This window comes from Allorhizobium borbori (assembly GCF_014196535.1).
Taxonomy (GTDB): Bacteria; Pseudomonadota; Alphaproteobacteria; order Rhizobiales; family Rhizobiaceae; genus Ectorhizobium; species Ectorhizobium borbori.
The window spans coordinates 241194-264445 of sequence record NZ_JACIDU010000004.1 but is presented as its reverse complement, the minus strand read 5'-3'; the positions used below and the strand labels follow the sequence as shown (position 1 = coordinate 264445).

The 23252-nt window shown below is 60.2% G+C and carries 19 protein-coding genes and 4 tRNA genes; 10 read left to right on the top strand and 13 right to left on the bottom strand.

The window, feature by feature from the left end; all coding sequences use genetic code 11:
* Positions 1-12: 12 nt before the first annotated feature.
* Together secE and GGQ66_RS07055 are read right to left on the bottom strand one after the other, a co-directional pair.
* Entirely contained in the window at positions 13-213 is a 201-nt protein-coding gene (gene secE / locus GGQ66_RS07060; RefSeq protein ID WP_183790866.1) for a preprotein translocase subunit SecE, read from the bottom strand.
* A gap of 151 nt (positions 214-364) precedes the next feature.
* Positions 365-440, bottom strand: a tRNA-Trp gene (locus tag GGQ66_RS07055).
* A 235-nt stretch (positions 441-675) separates the two neighbouring features.
* On the opposite strand from GGQ66_RS07055, the gene GGQ66_RS07050 reads away from it, so the two are divergent.
* The gene (locus GGQ66_RS07050) at positions 676-966 is read left to right on the top strand and encodes a hypothetical protein (RefSeq protein ID WP_183790864.1); all 291 of its coding nucleotides are present in this window, start codon (positions 676-678) and stop codon (positions 964-966) included.
* A gap of 191 nt (positions 967-1157) precedes the next feature.
* On the opposite strand, the gene tuf is transcribed toward GGQ66_RS07050, so the two are convergent.
* The gene (gene tuf, locus GGQ66_RS07045; protein ID WP_183790862.1) at positions 1158-2333 is read right to left on the bottom strand and encodes an elongation factor Tu; all 1176 of its coding nucleotides are present in this window, start codon (positions 2331-2333) and stop codon (positions 1158-1160) included.
* A 268-nt stretch (positions 2334-2601) separates the two neighbouring features.
* On the opposite strand from tuf, the gene GGQ66_RS07040 reads away from it, so the two are divergent.
* Positions 2602-3897 (top strand): adenylate/guanylate cyclase domain-containing protein, encoded by a 1296-nt coding sequence (locus tag GGQ66_RS07040; RefSeq protein ID WP_183790860.1) that lies wholly within the window; start codon positions 2602-2604, stop codon positions 3895-3897.
* Positions 3898-3900: 3 nt separating this feature from the next.
* Here GGQ66_RS07040 and GGQ66_RS07035 read toward each other — a convergent pair.
* Positions 3901-3974: transfer RNA gene (locus tag GGQ66_RS07035), tRNA-Gly, on the bottom strand.
* A gap of 26 nt (positions 3975-4000) precedes the next feature.
* Positions 4001-4085 (bottom strand) — tRNA-Tyr (locus GGQ66_RS07030).
* A gap of 196 nt (positions 4086-4281) precedes the next feature.
* Between GGQ66_RS07030 and GGQ66_RS07025 the strand changes: the two genes are divergently transcribed.
* The 3 genes from GGQ66_RS07025 to GGQ66_RS07015 all read left to right on the top strand — a co-directional run bounded on the left by GGQ66_RS07025 (position 4282) and on the right by GGQ66_RS07015 (position 7267).
* Complete coding sequence (locus GGQ66_RS07025) at positions 4282-5163, top strand: TrmH family RNA methyltransferase (RefSeq protein WP_183790858.1); 882 nt, start codon at positions 4282-4284, stop codon at positions 5161-5163.
* Between the two features lie 4 nt (positions 5164-5167).
* Complete coding sequence (locus GGQ66_RS07020; protein WP_183790856.1) at positions 5168-5956, top strand: HAD-IIB family hydrolase; 789 nt, start codon at positions 5168-5170, stop codon at positions 5954-5956.
* A 93-nt stretch (positions 5957-6049) separates the two neighbouring features.
* A complete protein-coding gene (locus GGQ66_RS07015; protein WP_183790854.1) occupies positions 6050-7267 on the top strand; it encodes a glycosyltransferase family protein in 1218 nt (405 codons plus the stop codon).
* A gap of 65 nt (positions 7268-7332) precedes the next feature.
* On the opposite strand, the gene GGQ66_RS07010 is transcribed toward GGQ66_RS07015, so the two are convergent.
* Complete coding sequence (locus GGQ66_RS07010) at positions 7333-7575, bottom strand: HP1242/YdcH family protein (RefSeq protein WP_183790852.1); 243 nt, start codon at positions 7573-7575, stop codon at positions 7333-7335.
* Positions 7576-8080: 505 nt separating this feature from the next.
* Positions 8081-8156, bottom strand: a tRNA-Thr gene (locus GGQ66_RS07005).
* Between the two features lie 162 nt (positions 8157-8318).
* Here GGQ66_RS07005 and GGQ66_RS07000 point away from each other — a divergent pair.
* Genes GGQ66_RS07000 through GGQ66_RS06990 form a run of 3 tightly spaced genes read left to right on the top strand, consistent with a single transcriptional unit; the run spans position 8319 to position 10286 of the window.
* Entirely contained in the window at positions 8319-9092 is a 774-nt protein-coding gene (locus tag GGQ66_RS07000) for an NAD kinase (RefSeq protein ID WP_183790849.1), read from the top strand.
* 19 nt (positions 9093-9111) lie between these two features.
* Positions 9112-9579 carry a hypothetical protein gene (locus GGQ66_RS06995; protein ID WP_370686306.1) on the top strand — a complete coding sequence of 156 codons (468 nt, stop codon included), beginning with the start codon at positions 9112-9114 and terminating at the stop codon, positions 9577-9579.
* Between the two features lie 47 nt (positions 9580-9626).
* The gene (locus tag GGQ66_RS06990; RefSeq protein ID WP_183790847.1) at positions 9627-10286 is read left to right on the top strand and encodes a hypothetical protein; all 660 of its coding nucleotides are present in this window, start codon (positions 9627-9629) and stop codon (positions 10284-10286) included.
* Between the two features lie 72 nt (positions 10287-10358).
* Here the strand turns inward: GGQ66_RS06990 and prfB are convergent.
* From prfB to GGQ66_RS06970, 4 genes are all read right to left on the bottom strand, one after another.
* Positions 10359-11490, bottom strand: a protein-coding gene (gene prfB, locus GGQ66_RS06985) for a peptide chain release factor 2 (RefSeq protein WP_183790844.1) whose coding sequence is annotated in 2 segments (ribosomal slippage) — positions 10359-11420 and positions 11422-11490 — 1131 coding nt in all. Because the reading frame shifts where the segments join, the coding sequence is not laid out codon by codon here.
* Positions 11491-11597: 107 nt separating this feature from the next.
* Complete coding sequence (locus GGQ66_RS06980) at positions 11598-12959, bottom strand: esterase-like activity of phytase family protein (RefSeq protein WP_183790843.1); 1362 nt, start codon at positions 12957-12959, stop codon at positions 11598-11600.
* Positions 12960-13119: 160 nt separating this feature from the next.
* Positions 13120-15576, bottom strand: coding sequence for a penicillin-binding protein 1A (locus GGQ66_RS06975; RefSeq protein WP_183790841.1), 2457 nt, complete (start codon positions 15574-15576; stop codon positions 13120-13122).
* Between the two features lie 250 nt (positions 15577-15826).
* Positions 15827-17008: an N-acetylmuramoyl-L-alanine amidase gene (locus tag GGQ66_RS06970; RefSeq protein ID WP_183790839.1), complete on the bottom strand. Its 1182-nt coding sequence runs from the start codon at positions 17006-17008 to the stop codon at positions 15827-15829.
* A gap of 745 nt (positions 17009-17753) precedes the next feature.
* Here GGQ66_RS06970 and GGQ66_RS06965 point away from each other — a divergent pair.
* A complete protein-coding gene (locus GGQ66_RS06965) occupies positions 17754-20648 on the top strand; it encodes an Rne/Rng family ribonuclease (RefSeq protein ID WP_183790836.1) in 2895 nt (964 codons plus the stop codon).
* Positions 20649-20713: 65 nt separating this feature from the next.
* On the opposite strand, the gene GGQ66_RS06960 is transcribed toward GGQ66_RS06965, so the two are convergent.
* Both GGQ66_RS06960 and GGQ66_RS06955 read right to left on the bottom strand, forming a co-directional pair.
* On the bottom strand, positions 20714-21007 hold the full coding sequence (locus GGQ66_RS06960; protein WP_183790834.1) for a hypothetical protein: 294 nt from the start codon (positions 21005-21007) through the stop codon (positions 20714-20716).
* Between the two features lie 82 nt (positions 21008-21089).
* Positions 21090-22205 (bottom strand): pyridoxal phosphate-dependent aminotransferase, encoded by a 1116-nt coding sequence (locus GGQ66_RS06955; protein WP_210287201.1) that lies wholly within the window; start codon positions 22203-22205, stop codon positions 21090-21092.
* A 247-nt stretch (positions 22206-22452) separates the two neighbouring features.
* Between GGQ66_RS06955 and GGQ66_RS06950 the strand changes: the two genes are divergently transcribed.
* Positions 22453-23214 carry a DsbA family protein gene (locus GGQ66_RS06950; protein ID WP_183790830.1) on the top strand — a complete coding sequence of 254 codons (762 nt, stop codon included), beginning with the start codon at positions 22453-22455 and terminating at the stop codon, positions 23212-23214.
* Positions 23215-23252 lie beyond the last annotated feature (38 nt).

The window sequence follows — 23252 nt, the reverse complement described above, 5'->3', positions numbered from 1 at the left end:
CATTCCACCCGATTACTTGCCAACACTGAGGACGAGGCTGATCAGCCAGCCAATGAGCTGGTCGGCAGCAAAGAAGAACAATGCCGCCAGAACAACCATGAACAGAACCATGGCCGTCGAGATCACCGTCTCGCGGCGCGAGGGCCACGTCACTTTTGCCGTTTCGGAGCGAACCTGCTGCAGAAACGCAAATGGATTTACCTTGGATGCCATTGACCGCCCACGCCATTACGGCGCGTAAAGCTGACTAGCTCAGCCCCACGCACCGCGTGTCTGTTTAACCCTACATAAACGCCGATTCTGTTTTACACAAGAGGGCGCCTCGCTTTTCATGGCCACTCGTCAGCGAGTTACCGCGATGAAGTGGCAGGGGCAGAGGGGCTCGAACCCCCGACCTGCGGTTTTGGAGACCGCCGCTCTACCAACTGAGCTATACCCCTATCGCGTTGACGAAGCAGTTTGCACCGCCCGTTGCGAACATGGCGCTCCTTTACGGCGGCTTTTCGCCGTTGGCAAGACCGATTTGTCAGTTTTTTCATCGTCCCCCCACTTTTCCCGGGATCACTGACATTAACCTAACGCTGTGACGATTTGACCGACGCAAATCGAAACGCTTGGCAAACCCTGAAAGCGCGCTACTATGGTTACTCAAAAATAAATAAGGGGAATGTTGGTATGGACGTCTTGAACGGAAGAATCGCAGGCCCACTCATTGTTCGGGATACGGTGGAGCTTGGCGGACAGATTGATGTCGGTGCCACCGTGCGGCCCGGAGCCACCTTCTTCATCCGCGGCCTCGTCGGCGGCTATCTTCGCGTCCAGAAGGGCGCTCGGGTCGTTCTGCGCGGCATTGTCGCTGGCGACGTCGACATTGAGGAAGGAGCCAATGTCGAAATTTACGGCTGCGTGACCGGCCGCATTCGCGACAAGAGCGGCTGTTGCCGCCGGTCCTCCGACACGGCCTGACCTCCCTCCTACCCCCCCCCCGCACGCCGCATCGACGAGCACCCCGCCCTGACACGACCCCGCCCCTGCGGGGTTTTTTAATGGGCGTCTTGCATCAACGAGAAAAGGCCCCGCCATTTCTGGCAGGGCCTTTTCCATTCAGATGACGAAGCCGTCTCAGGGCAAGGCCAGAGGCCTCGCCCAATCACCGATTACTCGATGATGGATGCGACGATGCCGGCGCCGACGGTACGGCCGCCTTCGCGGATAGCGAAGCGCAGCTTTTCTTCCATCGCGATCGGAACGATCAGCTCAACGGCAACGGTCACGTTGTCGCCCGGCATAACCATTTCCGTGCCTTCCGGCAGCGTCACGATGCCCGTCACGTCCGTCGTACGGAAGTAGAACTGCGGACGGTAGTTCGTGAAGAACGGCGTATGACGGCCGCCTTCTTCCTTCGTCAGGATGTAGGCTTCAGCCATGAACTTCTTGTGCGGCTTCACAGAACCCGGCTTGCACAGGATCTGACCACGCTCGACGCCGTCACGGGTAACGCCGCGAACCAGTGCACCGATGTTGTCGCCGGCCTGGCCCTGGTCGAGCAGCTTGCGGAACATTTCAACGCCGGTCACCGTCGTCTTCGACGTCGGACGGATGCCGACGATTTCGACTTCTTCACCAACCTTGACGATACCGCGCTCGACGCGGCCGGTCACAACCGTACCACGGCCAGAGATCGAGAACACGTCTTCGATCGGCATCAGGAACGGCTGGTCGATCGGACGCTCAGGCGTCGGGATGTAGGCGTCGACAGCGGCCATCAGTTCGCGGATCGCGTCTTCGCCGATCTTCTTGTCCGAGTCTTCCAGAGCAGCAAGAGCAGAGCCCTTGATGATCGGGATATCGTCGCCCGGGAAGTCGTAGGACGAAAGAAGTTCGCGAACTTCGAGTTCGACGAGTTCCAGAAGTTCCGGATCGTCAACCTGGTCGACCTTGTTCAGGAACACAACGATAGCCGGAACGCCAACCTGACGGGCGAGCAGGATGTGCTCGCGGGTCTGCGGCATCGGGCCGTCAGCAGCCGAGCAAACCAAGATCGCGCCGTCCATCTGCGCTGCACCGGTGATCATGTTCTTGACGTAGTCGGCGTGGCCGGGGCAGTCAACGTGCGCATAGTGACGGTTGGCCGTCTCATACTCGACGTGAGCCGTCGAGATCGTGATACCACGGGCCTTTTCTTCCGGAGCGGCATCGATCTGGTCGTATGCCTTGAACTCGCCGAAGAACTTCGTGATCGCTGCCGTCAGCGACGTCTTGCCGTGGTCAACGTGCCCGATCGTACCAATGTTAACGTGCGGCTTCGTCCGCTCAAACTTGCTCTTTGCCATATGAATACTTTTCCTATGATCCGTAAGGTGGTTGACCCGGCGAACCGGTTTGGTCTGGCCCTTTAAGGCTTTCGCAAGCAATGCGCAAGCCTTAAAGCGCGCGACGGGCGTTTGCCCTTAACACCGCGTATGCGAGGATTTTGTGACACCTGCATCGCCGGAGGAAAATCACCTGCCCTGCGACGGCAGGAGGCAGCCCGACGAATTGCCGGTCAGCGCTGCTTCAGGATAGGGTCGCCACGACGTATTGTTTCACAAAAGAGATATCATGGCTCAGTCGCAAACGAAGGAAACGGCATTGGGAGCGGCTCTCCGGGCCGCCGAAATCGGCGCCGAAAGCACGCTGGCGCGGCTGCGCATCTACGCGGCGCTCGTCATGACGATTCCGCATGTGGTGCGTTTCCTGTCCCTCGGGCCTGACCATCACGGCGGGATCCGCATCCAGAGCCTGCTGCTTCTGGCCATGCTGCTCTTCAGTGGTGTTACAACCCTCGTTCTCATCGCGAGGAACCGCTACGGCGTATGGGCACAGTATCTTCTGGCGGTGTTCGATGCGGCCATGGTGGCAGCCATCTGCTATCTTTCTCTCCAGTTCAGCGGCCTTTCCGGCGTTTGGGTATTTGCGACCCCGACGGCCTGGACGATACCGGTGCTGCTTGCCACCGGCGCCATGCGCTACCACCCCGGTATTCAGCTCACCTCGACACTGCTGTTCATCGTCGCGCTGGTGGCGGTCATCCTGCTCTCACCCGAGGCGCCGGCGGATAGCCTCGCCACCGCAACCGCCGAACCGGAACACCTGGCCGGTATCGCACCGACCGTGACGCGTCTCCTACTGATTCTGGCGATTGGCGGGGCGACGGTTTCCATCATGCGGCGCAGCCGGTCGCTTCTGATGCGGGTCGAATCGGAAGCCCTGTCGAAGGCGGCGCTGGTGCGCTTCCTGCCGGCGGAGATCGTGCCGCTGGTGACATCGGGCGATGAACAGGCAAAGGGCCGGCGTCAAACGGTTGCGATCCTCTTCGCCGACATGCGCGATTCGACCCGCATGGCTGAGCGGCTCGACCCCTTCGCCGTCTCGGAGATCATCGCCTCCTTCCGCACGGTCGTTCAGGAAGCCGCCCGCCGCAATGGCGGCATGATCGACAAATTCATCGGCGATGGTGCCCTGGTGCTGTTCGGCGTCCCTGAAATGAACGGGGCGGATGCCGCCCACGGCCTGCAATGCGGCCTCGATATCGTTCGCATGATTGCCGAGTTGCAGGAGACACGACCGGAAGCGGAACGCTACTCCGTCGGTGTTGGCATTCACTATGGCGAGGTTTTTTGCGGCGTCATCGGCAACGAGGATCGGCGAGAATTCACGGTCATCGGCGACCCGGTGAATGTCGCGGCGCGAATCGAGGCGGCAACCCGACCGGCCAATGTCTGTCTCCTCGCATCCGGGGATGTCGTAAAGGCAGCCAAGGCAGAAGGTAGCTGGCGCGTGTTTTCCCGCGAACAACTACGCGGCAGGGAAACGCACACCACGCTGATGGTGCCGAAGCCGGAAAACGATGTTTGAGGATGGAGCGGGTAGCGGGAATCGAACCCGCGTATTCAGCTTGGAAGGCTGCTGCTCTACCATTGAGCTATACCCGCGGGGGTATGATCGATCCGATGACGGATGGTGGAGGGAGTTGGATTTGAACCAACGTAGGCTGAGCCAACGGATTTACAGTCCGTCCCCTTTAACCACTCGGGCATCCCTCCAGTATCCGACCGGATCGACATCCTTGCGACCCCGAAGCGTTTGAAGCGCCTCGTGATCTGGGCGGCTATATGACGGCCCCACGGCGTGATGTCAACACGCCGATTTCAGAAAATTCGCGAAAAATATTTCGTCCACAGCCGGGGCTATTCCGGGTCGACCCTATGCCCCGCCTGCGGGACTAGCTATAAGAGGCGCATGAGCAAAGATAACGACAACGACCGTTCCGCCCGTGACACCCACTATGCGACGCTGCGCCGCGCCGTGCGCGATTCCAAGCGCGAGCGGGGAGAAATCCCCACGCCGCAGCAGGGAAAATGGGGAAAATCGTCCCGGGACAGTAATTTCAAACCGCCGCAGCTTCAGCCGGATCAGGTCTTGCTCTACGGTCTGCACACCGTGCGCGCTGCACTGGACAATCCCGCCCGCAAACTGGTGAAACTTTCGGTAACGCGCAACGCGCTCGCCAGGCTCGGGATTGAGGAAGGCGCAGATATCGGCTTTCCTGTGGAAATCGTCTCGCCACAGGAGATCGACAAGGTTCTTGGACCCGACGCCATCCATCAGGGCGTGATGCTGGAAACCCGGCCCCTGCCCGTTCGTCGCCTCGATGCGCTGAAGGATAGCCCGTTGCTTCTGGTGCTCGATCAGGTCACCGATCCGCATAATGTCGGCGCGATCATGCGTTCTGCCGTCGCCTTCGATGCCGGTGCCGTCATCACGACGCAGCGTCACAGCCCGACGGAATCCGGCGTTCTTGCCAAATCCGCCTCCGGTGCGCTGGAACTCATTCCCTACATTCAGGCTGGTAATCTGGCGGATACGCTGAACGAACTGCACAAGCTCGGCTTCTATTCCATCGGCCTTGATTCGGAAGGGCCGCAGCCACTCGAAACCACCTTCAAGGGCGACAAGATCGCGCTTGTGCTGGGTTCCGAAGGCAAGGGACTGCGCCAGAAGACCCGTGAAACCGTCAGCGCGCTCGCACGACTGGATATGCCGGGCGCCATCAAATCGCTCAATGTCTCCAATGCCTGCGCCATTTCGCTTTACGCAGCCAAGCTTCATCTGACAAGATGAGGGCATGATTGCCGTCTTCACAGATCTCGACGGAACGCTGCTCGATCACCACACCTATCGGTTCGACGCGGCGCTTCCGGCCATCGGCTTGTTGCGCGAACGGTCTATCCCACTCATCCTTGCCTCATCCAAAACAGAGGCAGAGATGCGTCCGATTGCTAATGCACTCGGCCTCGATACACCGATGATCGTGGAGAATGGAGCCGGGATCGCGCGATTCGGCGATGATTCAGTGAACGACGCGCCGGTTTATGCGCGAATCAGACAAGCCCTCGGCTCCCTGCCCGCCTCTCTATCGGACCGTTTCAGCGGCTTTGGCGAATGGAGCGTCGAAGAGGTTTCCCGACAGACGGGCTTGCCACATGAAAATGCCCGCCTTGCCCGGCAACGGCGCTTTTCCGAACCCGGCCTGTGGCTGGGATCCGAAGAGGAGCGGCATGAGTTTATCGCGTTGATGGAGCAGGAAGGGTTCACCGCCATTCAGGGCGGACGCTTCTTCACCATCATGCCGCATGGTTCGAAGGCAGACGCCATGATGCGTGTCGCCGGGGCATTTGCAAAAGCCCGCGGAGAGCCCGTCTTCACCATCGCGCTTGGCGATGCGCCGAACGATCTGGCCATGCTGAAAGCAGCAGACCGCGGCATCATCATCGCCAACCCGCATCACAACCCCCTGCCCGTCACCGAACGGGAACGGAATGGCGCGATCCTGCGTTCCACATTGGCCGGCCCGGCCGGCTGGAACGAGGTCATGCTGGTCTGCCTTGCCTGTATTGATGCAGGCACACTCTGACATCGATACCAACTCACAGGCCCGAACCGGGTCGATCTTCCGGATGGAGCAATTCAGGCAGCGCTGCGGCGCGAAGAAGAAAGGACGATTTGCATGGCGGATTTCCACCAGAACGGCGTCGTGGCCACCCTTCACAATCTCAGGGAAAGACCGATCGCCGAAATCGAGCGAGAACTCGCCCATTTCGCCCAGACACGCCCCATCACACTCATCCTGCCTTCGCTTTTTTCCGAACTGGAGGCGCCGGCGTTGGAAAACATCGTCGATGAACTGAGCCTTGTTCCCTATCTCTCGCACATCGTCATCGGGCTCGATCAGGCCGACCGGGATCAGTATCGGTACGCCAAGGCCTATTTTGCCCGTCTGCCCCACCGCCACAGCATTCTATGGAACGACGGACCAAGATTGCGCGCGGTGGATGAAAAGCTGAAAGCCGCCAGCCTTTCACCCGACCAGCCGGGCAAGGGCCGCAATGTGTGGTTCTGCATCGGCTATGTATTGGGTGCGCGCAATGCCGGCGTGGTGGCTCTGCATGATTGCGACATCACCACCTACTCCCGCGAAATGCTCGCCCGCCTCGTTTATCCCGTCACGCATCCGGATTTCCGCTTCCTCTTTTCCAAGGGCTATTATCCACGCGTCGCGCGGCGCACACTGAACGGCCGCGTCTCGCGCCTGCTGGTTACGCCGCTTTTGCTCAGTCTGGAGCGCGTCTACGGCCACCACCCCTATATCGATTATCTCAAGGCTTTCCGCTATCCGCTGGCGGGCGAGTTTGCGATGCGCGCGCATGTGCTCGCCGATCTGCGCATCCCCTCCGACTGGGGGCTGGAAATCGGTGTGCTTTCGGAGCTGTGGCGGAACTATTCGAATCAGTCGATCTGCCAGGTGGACATTGCCGACACCTATGACCACAAGCATCAGCCGCTTTCACCCGAGGATGCTTCAACCGGGCTTTCTCGCATGTCCACCGATATCGCCAAGGCGTTGTTCCGCAAGCTTGCCACCGATGGCGTGGTGTTCAGCCAGGAATCGCTGCGCTCCCTGAAGGCAACCTATTACCGCACGGCGCTCGATCTCGTGGAAATCTACCATAATGATTCGCGCATGAACGGCCTGACGACAGACCGGCATCGCGAAGAGCAGGCGGTCGAGCTTTTCGCGGCCAATGTTCTGGAAGCCGGCAATGTCTTTCTTGACCAGCCGGATGCAACACCCTTCATGCCAAGCTGGAACCGGGTGCAAAGCGCCCTGCCCGATCTGCTTGACGAGATCCAGACCGCCGTCCGTCTCGACAGCGAGGAAGGCTGATCACCCAAAACAGAAAAGCAACGCGGAGGCTATCCGCGTTGCTCTGCAGTCGATGGGAAAGCGGATTACTTCGCGGCGGACAGCGCCTGGGCAATCGCATCCTTGAGCGCCAGACGGCGACGGCGAAGGGCACTTTCGGCTTCTTCCGAAAGCATATCCACGCGCGTTTCAGACCGGTGAATCTGGTCGTTCACATCGTCATATTCCTCGAGAACCTTGGCAAAACGTGCATCCGAAACCTTGAGGGCGTGGATGGCGTCAAGCTGGTCGGGGAATTCTTCACCGAGAGTGTGCGGGGTATTGGACATGTTTCCTCCTGTTTGGTGGTTGCCCTGATCATAGGAGAACTCACTACCGGTCAACTTTGATCGAAATCAAAACACAGTCCGATATGCCGATATTTTACCTGAGAAACGTCAAGTTCACAGCCGGTATCATCGACCCGCCGCCGTGCGACCCGGTCGGCGCAAAGACAATGTATTATTCAAAATAAAAATCACATCGACACAAAAATATAGAGTATAAATTGATACAAATTCATCAAAACGCAAATATCTTCATTTTAAAAAAATGCAATAATTCAAAAATCAATAATTTATTTCGAATTCAGAGAGATGTGCCACGCGCATGTGAGCGATTATTGACAAATTTCAACCGCAAACCAGCGGTGAGAAAAGCCAATACGAGAAGGTTAGCTCTATAAATTCGGCGCAAAGCCGCTTTCAGCATTTACCCTTGAATGTACGACGGCAAGCACGTCCGCCAGCCCAATCGCCAGCGCCTGCTAAATCTCTCATTTCAACTGGGAATTTATGGTGCCCCCGGCAGGATTCGAACCCGCGACCCCCTGATTACAAATCAGGTGCTCTACCAACTGAGCTACAAGGGCACTTGGGTTGGCAAGTAGCATATTCTGCCGCTGTGTAAAGGGAAAATTGATGGGCAGGCTGCGTCGCTCAAATGACGCAGGCGAACCCTATATGAGTAAAACGGCTTGAGACTTCGCCTCTTTCGCCTATAACCGACCCATTCAGTTTGCAGGACCGAAGGCATGCCCCAGCCGTTCCAGACCATCTCGTTCGTGGCCTCCGCTGTGCCGGAGGCACAGGAAGCGCGTGAGGAACTGGTCCGTCTATATGGCGACGCCTCTTTCTATGAAGCCGATGTGATCGTCGTGCTTGGCGGCGATGGCTTCATGTTGCAGACGCTGCATGCCACAATGAACAGCGGCCAAAGCGTTTACGGCATGAACCGCGGCTCCGTCGGCTTTCTGATGAACGAATACCGCACGACCGATCTCATTGAACGCATCGCCGCCTCCGTGGAAAACAAGTTCCATCCTCTGCGGATGATTACGGAGGACAGCGAAGGGATTCTGCGCTCTGCGCTCGCCATCAACGAAGTGTCGCTGTTTCGTCAGTCCTATCAGGCCGCCAAGCTGCGGGTCGAGGTTGATGGCACCGTGCGGCTTGAGGAACTCATCTGCGATGGCCTGATGGTCGCCACCCCCGTTGGGTCAACCGCCTATAATCTTTCCGCTCATGGCCCTATCCTGCCACTGGAATCGCGACTTCTGGCCATGACGCCGGTCAGCGCGTTTCGTCCGCGGCGTTGGCGTGGCGCGCTGCTGCCTGAAACCGCGGTTGTGGATATCCAGATCCTCGAACCCGGCAAGCGCCCCGTCAACGCTGTTGCCGATCACACCGAGGTCAAATCGGTCCTCAAGGTTCGCATCGAACAATCGCGCGAAACGACGGCTCGCATCCTGTCCGACCCCAACCGCTCCTGGTCCGATCGCATTCTCGCGGAACAGTTCGCAACCTGAGCCTCCCATGGAGACGCCAATGCAGCGCATGACATCCGGATTTCTGGCTGCAAGCCTCGTGATGCTCACCCTGCCAGTGCGGGCAGCGGATATCGAAAGCGTACCGGTCGAGGCGATTTTTGCAACGAGCAGCGGATTCTGGGAGGAATCGCCGGCGGATGTCGCGCAAGACAGCCGGCCTCGCAAGGGCTATTACAAGCTCATCGCACTGCGCCAGCCAGACCGCACGGCCAAGGTCTATCTGCAACAGGTTGCGGTATCCGACACCGGCCTTGCTCTGGTCGAAAGCGTCGAGCTGGAAGAGCTTTCGGCACTCCGGCCCTATGTGACCGATATTCGTCCGGAAAGTTCGAACGGCGTCACCACGCAGCCGGGCCTTTTCGCCAGCGTGTTTCTGAAGACCGACCCGGCCCAGCGCGAACCGGAAACCTGGACCGTGCTGATTGATGACCTCGGCGAAATCCGGGTTGAACGGGCGACCAACTGAGGCGGCAGGTCACGCGGGTTCGGCTTATCGCGGCTGACGGGGGTGGTATGGACTTTCTGAATGCGACAAGAGCGATCGAGCAGTTCGCCTATGAACTCATGCTGTGGGTTCTCTTCTACCCGCTCACCGTCATCAAGGTCATCATCAATCCCGGCCGGATGATGGACTATGTGGCGACCGAAAGCCTCAAGGACGAAAAGGAAGCCTATGCGAATGCAATGCGGCCAGCGCTTTTCCTGCTCGTATCGCTTGCCATCGGCGCTCTCTTCGTGCCGCTTACGCCGCAGGAGGTGGCCGCCATCTCCAGTTCACGCATGGGAAAGGCGATTACCGAAAGCCTGATGGCGCTGCTGCTCTTCCGCATGGTGATCTTCACATTCTTCCCCATCACCGGCGCAGTCATCTACGATCTCTTTACGCCTGGAAGCATCAACCGTGACACGCTCCGGCTGCCTTTCGCGCAACAATGCTATATCATGGCGCCCTACGCCCTCGTCACCTCCCCTTGCCTCATTCTTGCTGGCCGTGGTGACGTATGGGCCGTGGGCGCGCTTGGGGTCGCCATCCTGTGGCTGCTCTTTGCCGAAATGGTCTTTTTCCGCCGGCGTGCGCAATTCGGTTGGCCGGGCACGATATTCGCGGCAATAATGGTCTTCGTCATCGGCGAACTTGTCAGCCAGACCAGCATCGCGCTTTTGACGATGTGACTGCGACACGACTCCGGCGACGAAAAAGCCCGGCGCGATGGCCGGGCTCTTGTCTCGTCAAACCGTTCGAACTCAATCGATGTCGGCGACGGCTGCGTCCGCCTTGCCGCTGATGCGGTGGGCAAGTGCCGCTTCCATGAACTCGTTCAGGTCGCCATCCAGCACATCACCCGGCGCGGTGCTTTCCACACCGGTGCGCAGGTCCTTCACGAGCTGATAGGGCTGAAGCACGTAGGACCGGATCTGATGACCCCAGCCGATATCCGTCTTCGACGCGGCTTCGGCGTTGGCGGCCTCCTCGCGCTTCTTCAGCTCTGCTTCATAAAGGCGGGCGCGCAGCATGTCCCAGGCCTTGGCGCGGTTCTTGTGCTGCGAACGTTCCTGCTGGCAGGCCACGACGATGCCGCTCGGAATATGCGTGATACGCACGGCCGAGTCGGTGGTGTTGACGTGCTGACCACCCGCGCCCGACGACCGGTAGGTGTCGATACGGCAATCGCTCTCGTTGACCTCGATCTGGATCGAGTCATCGACCACCGGGTAGACCCAGATGGACGAGAACGAGGTGTGGCGGCGCGCGTTCGAATCGTAGGGCGAAATACGCACCAGGCGATGCACGCCCGATTCGGTCTTCATCCAGCCGTAGGCATTGTGGCCCTTGACGAGGATCGTCGCGGACTTGATGCCGGCCTCTTCGCCATCGCTCACCTCGAGCAGTTCGACCTTGAAGCCGGACCGCTCCGCCCAGCGGGTGTACATGCGCAAAAGCATGTTCGCCCAGTCCTGGCTTTCCGTGCCGCCTGCGCCCGAATGCACTTCCACATAGGTGTCATTCGCGTCAGCCTCGCCGGAGAGCATGGCTTCCACCTGGCGGCGGTTTGCTTCGGCGCGCAGCGCCTTCAGTGCATTCTCGGCGTCGGTGACGATGTCGGCGTCACCCTCTTCCTCGCCCATCTCGATCAGTTCGACATTGTCGTTCAACTGCTGTTCGAGCGAACGCACGCCGGAGATCGACTCTTCCAGTTGCTGCCGCTCGCGCATCAGCTTCTGGGCTTCGGAAGCATTATTCCAGAGGTTCGGGTCCTCTGCCTTGTTATTCAACCAGTCCAGTCGTCTTACCGCCTGATCCCAGTCAAAGATGCCTCCTCAGCAGGCTTATGGCCTGCTTGATTTCGTCGGTTACGTTTACGATTTCAGCTCGCATGGTTCCATTCTTCCTGTCGTCGGAAAACGCCCCGTGCATAAAAGCGACGGGCGAGGATGTAAACCCCCGCCCGTATCCTCAGTTCCTTCAAAGCGGTCGAAGGGCGATCACTTCGCGTTCAGGAAATCACCGGTTTCGAGCAGAATGAACTCGTTATTGGCGGCCTTGCCGATTTCCCGCCCGCCGGAAAATGGCAGGTTGTTGTCGTTGGCGATCATGATGTGGGTGTCATCGACGCGCATCACATCTTCAATCGTAAAGAAGGGGAAAGTGAACCTGCCGTTCGGCTCACGACCGGTCACAGACTTGAGCGCCTTGCCGTCCGGATCGTTCACGTCCATCAGGTCGATATAACCGATGCGGTGAATGAAGCCGTCGGCATCGATCCTGGACGTATCGACCAGAACGATGTGCTTGACCTTGGCGGAAACCGGATAGCATGCAGACTTGTCCTGCGCATCCGCTGCACAGGCAAGGCTGGCATCGCCCTCGCCATTGTCACGCTCAATCACCAGCGCGCGCGTGGCGTCTATGAAGTTGAAATCACCGATGGCGGCGGCACCTTCGGCCAGCTTGAACTTGAAGCTCTGGCCGGTCCACTCGGCCTTGCCGGTATCGAAGGTTATGACCCGCAGGTAATCACCTTCCGGCTTGCCGTCGTCGCCAAGCAGTGGCTTTTCGAGCATGCCCCAGAGCAGGTTGGTTCCGGGCTGAAGCGCCATGCCTTCATAGCCGCCGGAACGCTGCACCCGGAAATCCTTGCCCGGAACTGCGGGAACGACGGTGCCGGGCGTATCCGGACCGGTCAGGGCCTTGCCGTCCAACAGGGTCGGATAAACGGCCACGATACGGCCATCCGCCTTCGCGCGAATGATATAGGGCCCGAACTCGTCCCCGATCCAGATTTCGCCGTTGAGATACTGGATGCTTTCCGGGTCGAAATCGGCACCCGTCAGATAGCGGCTGTCCGTACCCTCATAGGCAATGCGGAAAGGAACCTTGCGGTCGGGATCACGCAGAAACACGGTCTCGGCGCGCTCGATCTTGCCGGCGGCGAAGTCGGGCTTCATGCGATGAAAGAACAACAGCGCATCCGGGCTGTTCAGCTTGGCGCCGTAACCGTTATCCGTCAACGTGAAGACGCTGCCGTCCTCTGCACGGTTCATGGCGAAACCGGACATGCCCTGCATGGGCTGGCCGATAAACGGCAGCGAAATGCCCGTCAGGTGGCTGCCATAGGCCTTGCCGACGTCGCCCGGCACGGTCATCGGCTTGTCGTTGCGGGCCTTGCCGGTGAACTTGCCGGAAATCCAGGCATCACGCGGCGCATCGGCCGGCGGGGCAATGAGCGAAAGGGCCGGCAGATAGACATGGCCGGCAAGTTTTGACGGGAAGGCCTTCTCCTCGGCGGCAGCCGACAGGCTGAGTGCGGCAAGCGCAACGGAGGTCATAATGGCGCGTTTCAACATCGGGGGGTTCCTCACATCCGATTGAAGTGGACCCGCCGGACTTATCCGCCATGTGTGACAGAGGGTTTTCAGAAAGATCGACGTTTCATGACGCCAAACGAAAACCGCCACGGCATGACCGTGGCGGTTCTGTCGATCTTCGCGAGAAACCGGAGGCCAATCAGAAGAGGCCGCCGGAACCGGACTGTACGGCCTGCTGGGCCTGCGGCGAGGTGCGGAGAATTTCCTCCGGTGCCATCGTGCCTTCCATGCCGATCACCGAGAAGCTGTCGGCCGGGCCGGTGCCGGGCTTGAATGCTTCCATGATCATGTCCGGGTCGCCTTCCGATGCCTGCATGCCCGTCTTGCGGTTGACCGGGATCATGACCATGCCTTCCGGCACGATGAACTTCGACGGTGGCGTGCCCTTCACGGCTTCCTGCATGAAGTTGTTGAACAGCGGCGCAGACAGCGCACCACCTGTACCACCACGGCCGAGCGGCGTGGGCGTATCGTAACCGATATAGAGACCGGCAACGAGATCCGGCGTGTAGCCGACGAACCAGGCGTCCTTTTCGTCATTGGTCGTACCGGTCTTGCCGGCCACGTCGCGGTCGAGATTGACCTTGCCGGCCGCCGTACCGCGCTTGACCACGCCTTCCATCATCGAGGTGATCTGGTAGGCGGTCATCGGATCGAGAACCTGCTCGCGGTTATCCACGATCTGCGGCTCGTCCTGCCCGCTCCAACTCGGCGCATTGCAGCCTTCACAGGTGCGCTCCTCGTGGCGGAAGATGGTCTTGCCGTAACGGTCCTGAATGCGGTCGATCAGTGTCGGCTTGATCTGCTTGCCGCCATTGGCGAGAACGGCATAGGCCGAAACCATGCGCATGACCGTCGTTTCACCGGAACCCAGCGACATGGCGAGCACCGGCAGCATCTTGTCGTAAATGCCGAAGCGTTCGGCGTATTCGGCAACGAGGCTCATGCCCATGTCATCGGCGAGACGCACGGTCATCAGGTTGCGCGATTTCTCGATGCCAAGACGCAAGGTCGAGGGGCCGGCCGAACCGCCACCATAGTTTTCCGGCTTCCACACCTTGCCGCCGGAGACGATCTCGATCGGTGCGTCCATGATGACTGAGGCGGGTGTATAACCATTGTCGAGCGCCGCAGCGTAGACGAAGGGCTTGAAGGAGGAACCGGGCTGGCGCATGGCCTGCGTGGCGCGGTTGAACTCCGACTGCGCGTAGGAGAAGCCGCCGGCAATCGCCAGGACACGGCCGGTATGCGGGTCCATGGCCACGAGGCCGCCCTGCACCTTCGGAGGCTGGCGCAGGCGCCACTGACGCGACGTCTTGCCGCCGACCTGCTCGACATAGATGACATCGCCGCGCGACAGGACGCCCTCGGGCGACTTCGCGGTCTTGTAGGCACCGGTTGCGGAACGGAAGGCCCAGCGCATGGCATCCGGCGCGATGGTGCCGGTCGTTCGCTCGGCTACGACGCGACCGCTGCCGTCGCGCGACGGCTGAAGACCGATCTGTACGCCCTCTGGCGTTGCATCGAGCACTGTCGCGAGCTGCCATTCCGGCACGTCGCGCAGACCCGACACTTCGGCAAGCGCCTCGCCCCACTCCTTCACACCGTCGAGGCGGGTGACCGGACCGCGGAAGCCGCGGCGTTCGTCGTAATCGACCAGACCATCCTGAAGCACCTTGCGGGCAGCCACCTGAATACGGGGATCAAGCGACGTGCGCACGGAAAGGCCACCTTCATACAGCGCCTTTTCACCGTAGCGATCGATAATCTGGCGGCGAACCTCCTCGGCAAAGTAATCGGATGCCATGAGATAGGCGCCACCGCGGCGCATGTTGACGCCGAGATCCTGCTTCTTGGCGTCTGTCGCCTCGTCAACCGTGATGTAGCCGTCCTCGGCCATTCGGTCGATCACGTAGTTGCGACGCGCGATGGCCGCGTCGGTCTTGCGGAACGGGTGGTAGTTGTTCGGCCCCTTCGGCAGACCGGCGAGGTAAGCGGTTTCGGCAATGGTCAGTTCGGTCACGGACTTGTTGAAGTAGGTGAGCGCAGCGCTGGCGATGCCGTAGGCGTTCTGGCCGAAGAAGATTTCGTTCAGATAGAGTTCGAGGATCTTGTCCTTCGAATAGGCTTTCTCGATGCGGAAGGAGAGGATTGCCTCCTTCACCTTGCGCGACATCGTCTGGTCGGCGGTCAGCAGGAAGTTCTTGGCCACCTGCTGCGTGATGGTGGATGCGCCCTCGGGACGGCGGTCAGAGCCGATGTTCTGAAGGTTGTTGACCACGGCGCGCGCCAGACCATAGGGGTCGACACCCGGATGCGTGTAGAAGTTCTTGTCTTCGGCGGCGATAAAGGCAGCCTTGACGCGATCCGGAATGGCCTGGATCGGCAGGAACAGGCGCTTTTCCTTGGCATACTCCGCCATCAATTCACCGTTACCGGCATGAACGCGCGTCGTCACCGGCGGTGCATAGGCGCTCAGGACCGCGTAGTCCGGCAGGTCGCGCATCACGCCGGCCAGATAAATGGCAACTGCGGCGGCTGCGCCCAGAAACAGAACGCTGGCCAGCCCGAAGAAGTATCCAATCAATCTGATCATGCAGTGCTACCGTTTCCCCGCCCTTGACCGGCGCGTATCATCCCATACCGCGTGTTGCGGCGTTTTGCACGTCACGTCCCCGTTGGCAAGCCATATGCCGGAGCGAAGACCCAAAGTCGAATCTGACGCGTATCACTTTGGAAGAAGGTTACCCTTCCAACATTGTGAATGTGGGCAAAATAGGACTCAAAGCGCTCAACCTGGCACCCTGTCCCCAGTTTTCCACGCCTGCCGGACACGAGACGTAACCTCAACCACCCCCGGCGACCGCTGTCTTGCGATAGCGCGCAATTGCGACAGCAAGGAGATCGGCCACTTTTTTTCTCCATTCGGCATCCAGAAGCAGCTTCTCGTCTTCCGGATTGGACAGAAAACCCAGCTCCAGCAGCACGGAGGGAATGTCATGCGCCTGCAGCACGCGGAAACCGGCAAAGCGGTGAGGATTGTTGATCAGCCCCACCTGCCCTTCGAACGACGACACGACAGAGCGCGCCATCTCGATGGAAAATGCCTGCGTTTCGCGCCGTGTCAGATCGAGCAGAATATCAGCCACATCCGATGGGCCGTCGGGCAGGCTGAGGCCCGCCAGTTCATCGGACAGGTTTTCACGCTGGGCCAGGTCGGCGGCCATACGGTCGGATGACTTGTCGGAAATCGTGTAGACGGTCGCGCCGCGAATGTCCTTCTGCTTCAGCATGTCGGCATGCAACGACACGAATAGATTGGCCTGCCCCTTGCGCGCCAGATGCACCCTCTCGGAAAGCGACAGAAACTCGTCGTTCTGGCGGGTCAGAAAGGCCCGCACGCCGGTTTCCCGGTTCAGTCGCTCCACGAGTTCCCTGGCGGCGGCAAGCGTGATTTCCTTTTCGGCTGTGGCCGTCGTCGCTCCGGTTGCACCCGCATCGATGCCGCCATGGCCAGCGTCCACGGCAATGATGAACTCCTCCGTCGAGGGCTTTACCGTGTCTAACAATTCGGAAAAGGATGCGTTTTCGGCTTGGTTCTCGTCCTCGGGCCGGCTCCAGCTCTGCTTGGCGACCAGGTCACGATAGACCTTCTCATCGGTCGCCTCAGCTTCCAGCACAAGACGGTAACCCTTGCCGTCCTCGTTCTTCATGACACTCGCGGAGGAAAGGCGCACAGGCTTGATACCAGTCAGCACGATGCGCGCGGTGTCTGCATCCATGGCGCCATAGCGAACGTCCTGAAAAAGCCCGACGCCCTTCAGGCTTGCGGGATCGAGCGAAAAGCGTGTTGCGGGAAGATCTATGACAATGCGGTCGGGCTGCGTGACGTAGTGCGTTGAAAAGGAGAATTCACGGTCGAATTCGAAGACGACGCGGGTCTTCACCCTGTCACCGAGCATGCGCGCGGCCGAGGCCACCAGCTCCGCCCCGCCCTGTGCCCGCGACGGCCCAATTTCAAACACCATGAACGCGCCAAGCGCCAGGGCGACGCAGGTTGCGAATCGCCAAACCCGGCCAGAGACGCATCCCTGAGCGCAAGCCGTGCCATCGAGCGATTTTTTTCGCATTCCCATCCTTTCCGTCATCAACGGCGAAAAGCGCGCGGCCCGACCGAAAACTGAGCCGGCGAAGCATCGTTTACGATGTTTTGCCGATGAACCATGCCCGAATCTGCCCGCCGAGCCCATGCAATGCCGCGATTCTGTTAATGTCCGCAATTCCATCAATAATATGGCGGATCGGCTTTTCCCTTGCACTTCATGAGGATAAAACATAAAAGGCGAGATAAGGTTAAAGTGCCGACGGGATAGAGGATACGGCAGGCTGCCAACGAAACGAGGAATTGGCGCCGAACTCCCAACCCCTCATCCGACGTCAACAGACTTTGACCGGAAACACGATCGCAAGCCGGCGGTGGCCGGAAAAATGAAGGCGGACAACCGCCATCGCTCCCTGTGGAGCATTTCATCGGGCCCCACGGGCCTAGGTTAATCGACTTCTCGTTTGGTCTTGGATGTTGGCGAAGCGGACTTGTTCAGAAACAGCGAATGACTGGGTGTCTAGCATCCGGCCCGCTGCGTTTCCGTTCCCGACGCTCCCCCGGTCAGCGAGACACACATTATCCGGCATGACGGCAAACGTTCTTCACGGGCCTCCCGCTTTCAGCGGTCGGCCCGTCGTCGTTTCCTCCTGCCGAGGAGCTGAATTTCAATGGCAGATAAAATGCTTATCGACGCCTCCCACGAGGAGGAGACACGCGTCGTCGTTGTACGCGGCAATCGGATAGAAGAATTCGATTTCGAATCCCAGCATAAGAAACAACTGCGCGGCAATATCTATCTGGCAAAAGTGACGCGGGTCGAACCCTCGCTCCAGGCCGCTTTCGTCGATTACGGTGGCAACCGCCACGGCTTTCTGGCGTTTTCGGAAATCCATCCTGATTACTACCAGATCCCGCTTGCTGATCGTCAGGCCCTGCTCCGCGCCGAAGCGGAAGAGCATCGCCGCGCGGATCGCGACGAGCGTGACGAGGACGATACCGTCGAAGCCGGCGTGATCGAAATCAAGGAAGACGACGCCCCGGTTTCCATCGAGGACGGCGTTGAACTGGGCGCGGAAGAGGCAACCCTGGTGGAAGCCGCCGAAGAGGCCCCGGCCAAGCCGAAGAAGCCGCGCCGCAGCCGCGCCCGCGCCAAAAAGGCGGATGCCGATGCGCCGGCCGCAGAGGCTACCGAGGGTTCGGACGATGAGACCGATGGTGGCGTCATGGCTGCCGAAGTCGATGCGGATTCGATTTCCGAAGAAGCCGATCTCGGCCGTGGTCGCGACGACGATGATGACGACGATGACAATCACCACGAAAAGGAAGTGATTGAATCAGTCGGCGCCGAAGATGCGATGGAGGAAGTTCCGGATCGTGTCGTGCGCAAGCCGCGCAAGCAGTACCGCATTCAGGAAGTCATCAAGCGCCGCCAGATCCTGCTGGTGCAGGTGGCCAAGGAAGAACGTGGCAACAAGGGCGCTGCACTCACCACCTATCTGTCACTCGCCGGTCGTTATTCGGTCCTGATGCCGAACACGGCGCGCGGCGGCGGCATTTCGCGCAAGATCACCAATCCGCAGGACCGCAAGCGCCTGAAGGAAGTGGCTCGCAGCCTGGACGTGCCGCTCGGCATGGGCGTCATCCTGCGCACCGCCGGCGCTAACCGCACCAAGGTCGAGATCAAGCGCGACTTCGAATATCTGATGCGCCTGTGGGAAAACGTCCGCACACTGACGCTGAACTCCACGGCCCCCTGCCTCGTTTACGAGGAAGGCTCGCTGATCAAGCGCTCGATCCGCGATCTCTACAACAAGGATATCGGCGAGGTCATCGTTGCCGGCGAGGAAGGCTATCGTGAAGCGAAGGACTTCATGAAGATGCTGATGCCGAGCCACGCCAAGGTGGTTCAGCCCTATCGCGACATTCACCCGATCTTCTCGCGCTCCGGCATCGAGGCGCAGCTTGACCGCATGCTGCAGCCGCAGGTGACGTTGAAGTCCGGCGGCTACCTCATCATCAACCAGACGGAAGCGCTCGTCGCCATCGACGTGAACTCCGGCCGCTCGACGCGCGAGCACTCCATTGAGGACACCGCGCTCCAGACGAACCTGGAAGCCGCAGAAGAAGTCGCCCGCCAGCTTCGCCTGCGCGACCTTGCCGGTCTCATCGTCATCGACTTCATCGACATGGAAGAAAAGCGCAACAACCGCGCTGTCGAGAAGAAGCTGAAGGATTGCCTGAAGAATGACCGCGCCCGCATTCAGGTCGGCCGTATCTCGCATTTCGGCCTTCTGGAAATGTCGCGCCAGCGCATCCGCGCCTCGGTGCTCGAATCCACCACGCAGATCTGCTCGCATTGCGGCGGCACGGGCCATGTCCGTTCGCAGTCTTCCGTTGCCCTGCACGTGCTGCGCGGCATCGAGGAATATCTGCTCAAGAACACCACGCACGACATTCTCGTGCGTTCGACGCCGGAAACAGCGCTTTACCTGCTCAACCACAAGCGTTCGACCATTGTCGATTACGAAAACCGCTTCGGTGTCTCGATCCTGATCGAGACGGACGATGGAATCGGTTCGCAGCACTTCGCCATCGATAAGGGCGAGCCGGTTGAAAACCCGGTGAAGATCGAAAGCCTGTTGCAGTCGATCACCATTGTCGAGGAAGAGGACGAATACGTTCCCGAGGAAATCGACGAGGAAGAAGAAGAGGCGGTCGTGCCGGCTGCCGCTGCCCGCGCTTCGAGCGAGGACGCCGCTTCCGGTGACGACCAGCAGGGCCGCAAGCGCAAGCGTCGCCGCCGCCGTCGTAACCGCAACGGCCAGCCGAATGGCGAAACGCAGGGTGTTGCCCGCGGCGAAGACGACGAAGAGGATGACGACGACGCCGAAGAAGGCGACGCCGAGGAAACCTCCGGCGAAGCCGACGCCATTGCCGCCGAGAAGGACGAGAACCAGAAGCGCAAGCGCCGTCGTCGCGGCAAGCGCGGTGGCCGTCGCAATCGTTTCGGCGAAGAGGGTGACGCAACCCAGGAAGCCTCTGGCGATGCCGAAGGCGAGAATGGCGAGGCCGAGGGCGAAGACGACGGTGCCGAAGCCGCCGAGGCCGTTATCGTGACGGAAGCCGAGATCGTCGAGGCGGTTTCGGAAACCCCCGTCGAGCCGGAAACGGCACAGGAAGCCATCGAGTCCGCGACATCCGAGGTTCCCGCCCCGAAGGCACGCCGTAGCCGCAAGGCAAAGGCCGTAGCTTCGCCGGTCGAAGAGCCGATCATCGAAGCGGTCGCTGAAGCTGCAATCGAGGCCAGCCTCGAAGAAGCCGCTCCGGACGTCGCCGCGGAAGCTGCGGTCGAAGGTGCTAGCGTCGTGACCGAAGTGGCGCCGGCGGCAGAAGCAGAGCCCGAAGCCCCGGCAGAAGAGGCGAAGGCTTCGCGTGGCAACCGCGGTGAGAACATCGCATCCTCAGCGCCGGTCGTCGTATCGAACCGCCCGGAAGGCGAGGACGGTGACGACCCGAACAAGCCCAAGAAGGCCGGCTGGTGGCAGCGCCGCGGCTTCCTCTGAGGATTTCGCAAGAAAATGGAGAAACGGCCGCCTTTCGAGGCGGCCGTTTTCGTTTCAGGGGAAGATCAACGCCGGTTCCGGCGGTCGGGCCGCAACTCGTCCCACAGCAAGACGGCAAAGGGCGTCCCGGTCAGGCGCGAAAGCCAGCCTGCGCCGATGAAGTGGACGGTGAGCTCCGCCATCCCGCAAACGATGACCAGAAAGGTCAGCAACAGGCAGGCCAGCAGGGCCACCATCATCACGGCCGTCAGGAAAGGTGAAGCCGCATCTGCCGCATAATGCGCCGTGTTCCAGCGGATCGCTCCGACGGTAACCGCGACCGACACAACCCACAGACCCAGAAGACCTTTTCGCGACATTCGCCCCTCCCTCACAAACTGATTCAAGAGCCTGCCAGACTGAATCCGGAAAAGCGCCCAATCTATTGAATGCAGAGTCTTATCAGCGCTTCAGCCAGCCTTCCATGCGGCTGACGGCCTCGGCAATCTCGGCCTGCGAACCGGCATAGGAAAGGCGCAGCGCCCGGTTGCCTTCCAGCGGATCAAAGTCGAGGCCCGGCGTTGCCGCCACTGAAATCTCGGCCAGCATGCGTTTGGCAAACGCCATGGAATCGTTGGTGTAGGCGCTCACATCCGCATAGGCGTAGAAGGCGCCATCCATGGGCGAGAGCAATGGCAGGCCGATTTCCGGCAGACAGCGGATCAGGAACTCGCGGTTTGCGGCGTAGGTCTGGCGGTAGATGTCCAGTTCCTCGCCGGCCCCAAGCGCGGCAATCGCGGCAATCTGCGACAGCTCCGGTGCTGAAATATACAGGCTCTGCGCCAGGCATTCGAGCGGGCGCACGAGATTTTCAGGCAGCACCATCCAGCCGACGCGCCAGCCGGTCATGCAATAATATTTGGAAAAGGAATTGATGACGATGACCTCATCGGTCAGTTCCAGCGCGCTCGTCTCGTCACCGGAAAAAGTCAATCCATGATAGATCTCGTCCGAGATGAAAGCCGCGTTGCGCGCCCGGCACCAGTCGGCCAGCGCCTTGAGGCGCGCCCTGCCCGTCACCGTGCCGGTCGGGTTGGCCGGGCTTGCCAGAAGCACGCCTCTGATCGGCTTGCCGCTCTCCCGTTCGGCAGCCTCGAGGCTTTCCGGCGTCAGGGTGAAGCCCGTTGCTTCATTGACCTCGATCTCGATCACCGTCAGGCCGAGCGCACCGAGGATGGCCCGGTAGGCGGGATAGCCGGGGCGCGCGATCGCCACCTGATCGCCCGCATCGAAAAGACCGAGAAAAGCCAGATTGAACCCGGCGGACGAGCCGGTCGTGATCGCGATGCGGACGGGATCGATCTCGACGCCGTGACGGCGGGCATAATGGCCGGCAATCGCCTTGCGCAATTCCGGCAGGCCGAGCGCATCCGTGTAACCGATCCGCCCGTCGGCAAGGGCCGCCTGCGCGGCTTCCCGCGCAGCGCGCGGCGCCGGCGCTGAGGGTTGACCCACGGCGAGCGATATGACCGGACGGCCCGCCTGCCGTGCCTTGGTGGCTTCAGCCAGCACATCCATGGCGTGAAACGGCTCGACGGCGGAACGGAGGGAAGGCTTGATCACGGAATTCTCCTGACGAGACTGAAAAACGGCGCAAGCCGCTGGAGACAGGCGCCGTGGGACGAAATTCGCCCGACAATTGCCGCATTATCGCGGTCTTCACAATGGAGAGACACTGGGGAATTGTGTTTTTTTGCCGTTCCGCCGGTTTCGTAACTGCACTAGATTTGCCGCACACTGGATTCGGACAGAGATCGGAAGACCCATGAGAAAAATCACCCGCTTCGCTGTTGCGCCGCTTCTGGCGACGGCGCTGTTTCTGCCCGCCCTGCCGGCCAAGGCCTTCACCGATGTCGAGAAGAAGGAAATCGGCGCACTGGTGAAGCAATATCTCATCGAGAACCCGGAGATCATGCTCGAAGTGCAGGATGCACTTGAGAAAAAGGTGGCCGACATGCGCGCCCAGCAGGCAAAGTCCGTGCTGGATGAAAGCCGCAGCGCCCTCTTCCAGTCGCCGAACGATCTGGTGCTTGGCAATCCCAAGGGCGATGTCACCATCGTCGAATTCTATGACTACAATTGCGGCTACTGCAAACAGGGTCTCGGCACGATGACCGAGATCCTGGAGAAGGACAAGAATGTCCGCTTCGTGCTGAAGGAATGGCCGATCCTCGGGCCTGATTCCGATGCCGCTCACCGCGTGTCCGATGCCGTGCGCAAGGTTTCGCCGGACAAGTATGGCGCCTTCTTCCTCGCCCTTATGGGTTCTCGCAGCCGCACCAACGAGGCCAAGGCCATCGACGCTGCCGTGGCGCTCGGCGTGGATGAGGCGAAGCTGCGTCAGACGATGAAGGACAGCCCGAACACGCAGACCCAGGCCGAAACCCACGAACTGGCCTTGAAGCTCGGTTTCAACGGCACGCCGGCCTATATCGTCGGCGACGAAACGCTGCCGGGCGCCTACGGCATCGAGGCGTTTGACCAGAAGATCGCCAATATCCGCAGTTGCGGCAAGGCGACCTGCTGAGCGCGGGATTAGATCGATTGAAGACATCTTCTGTGGAC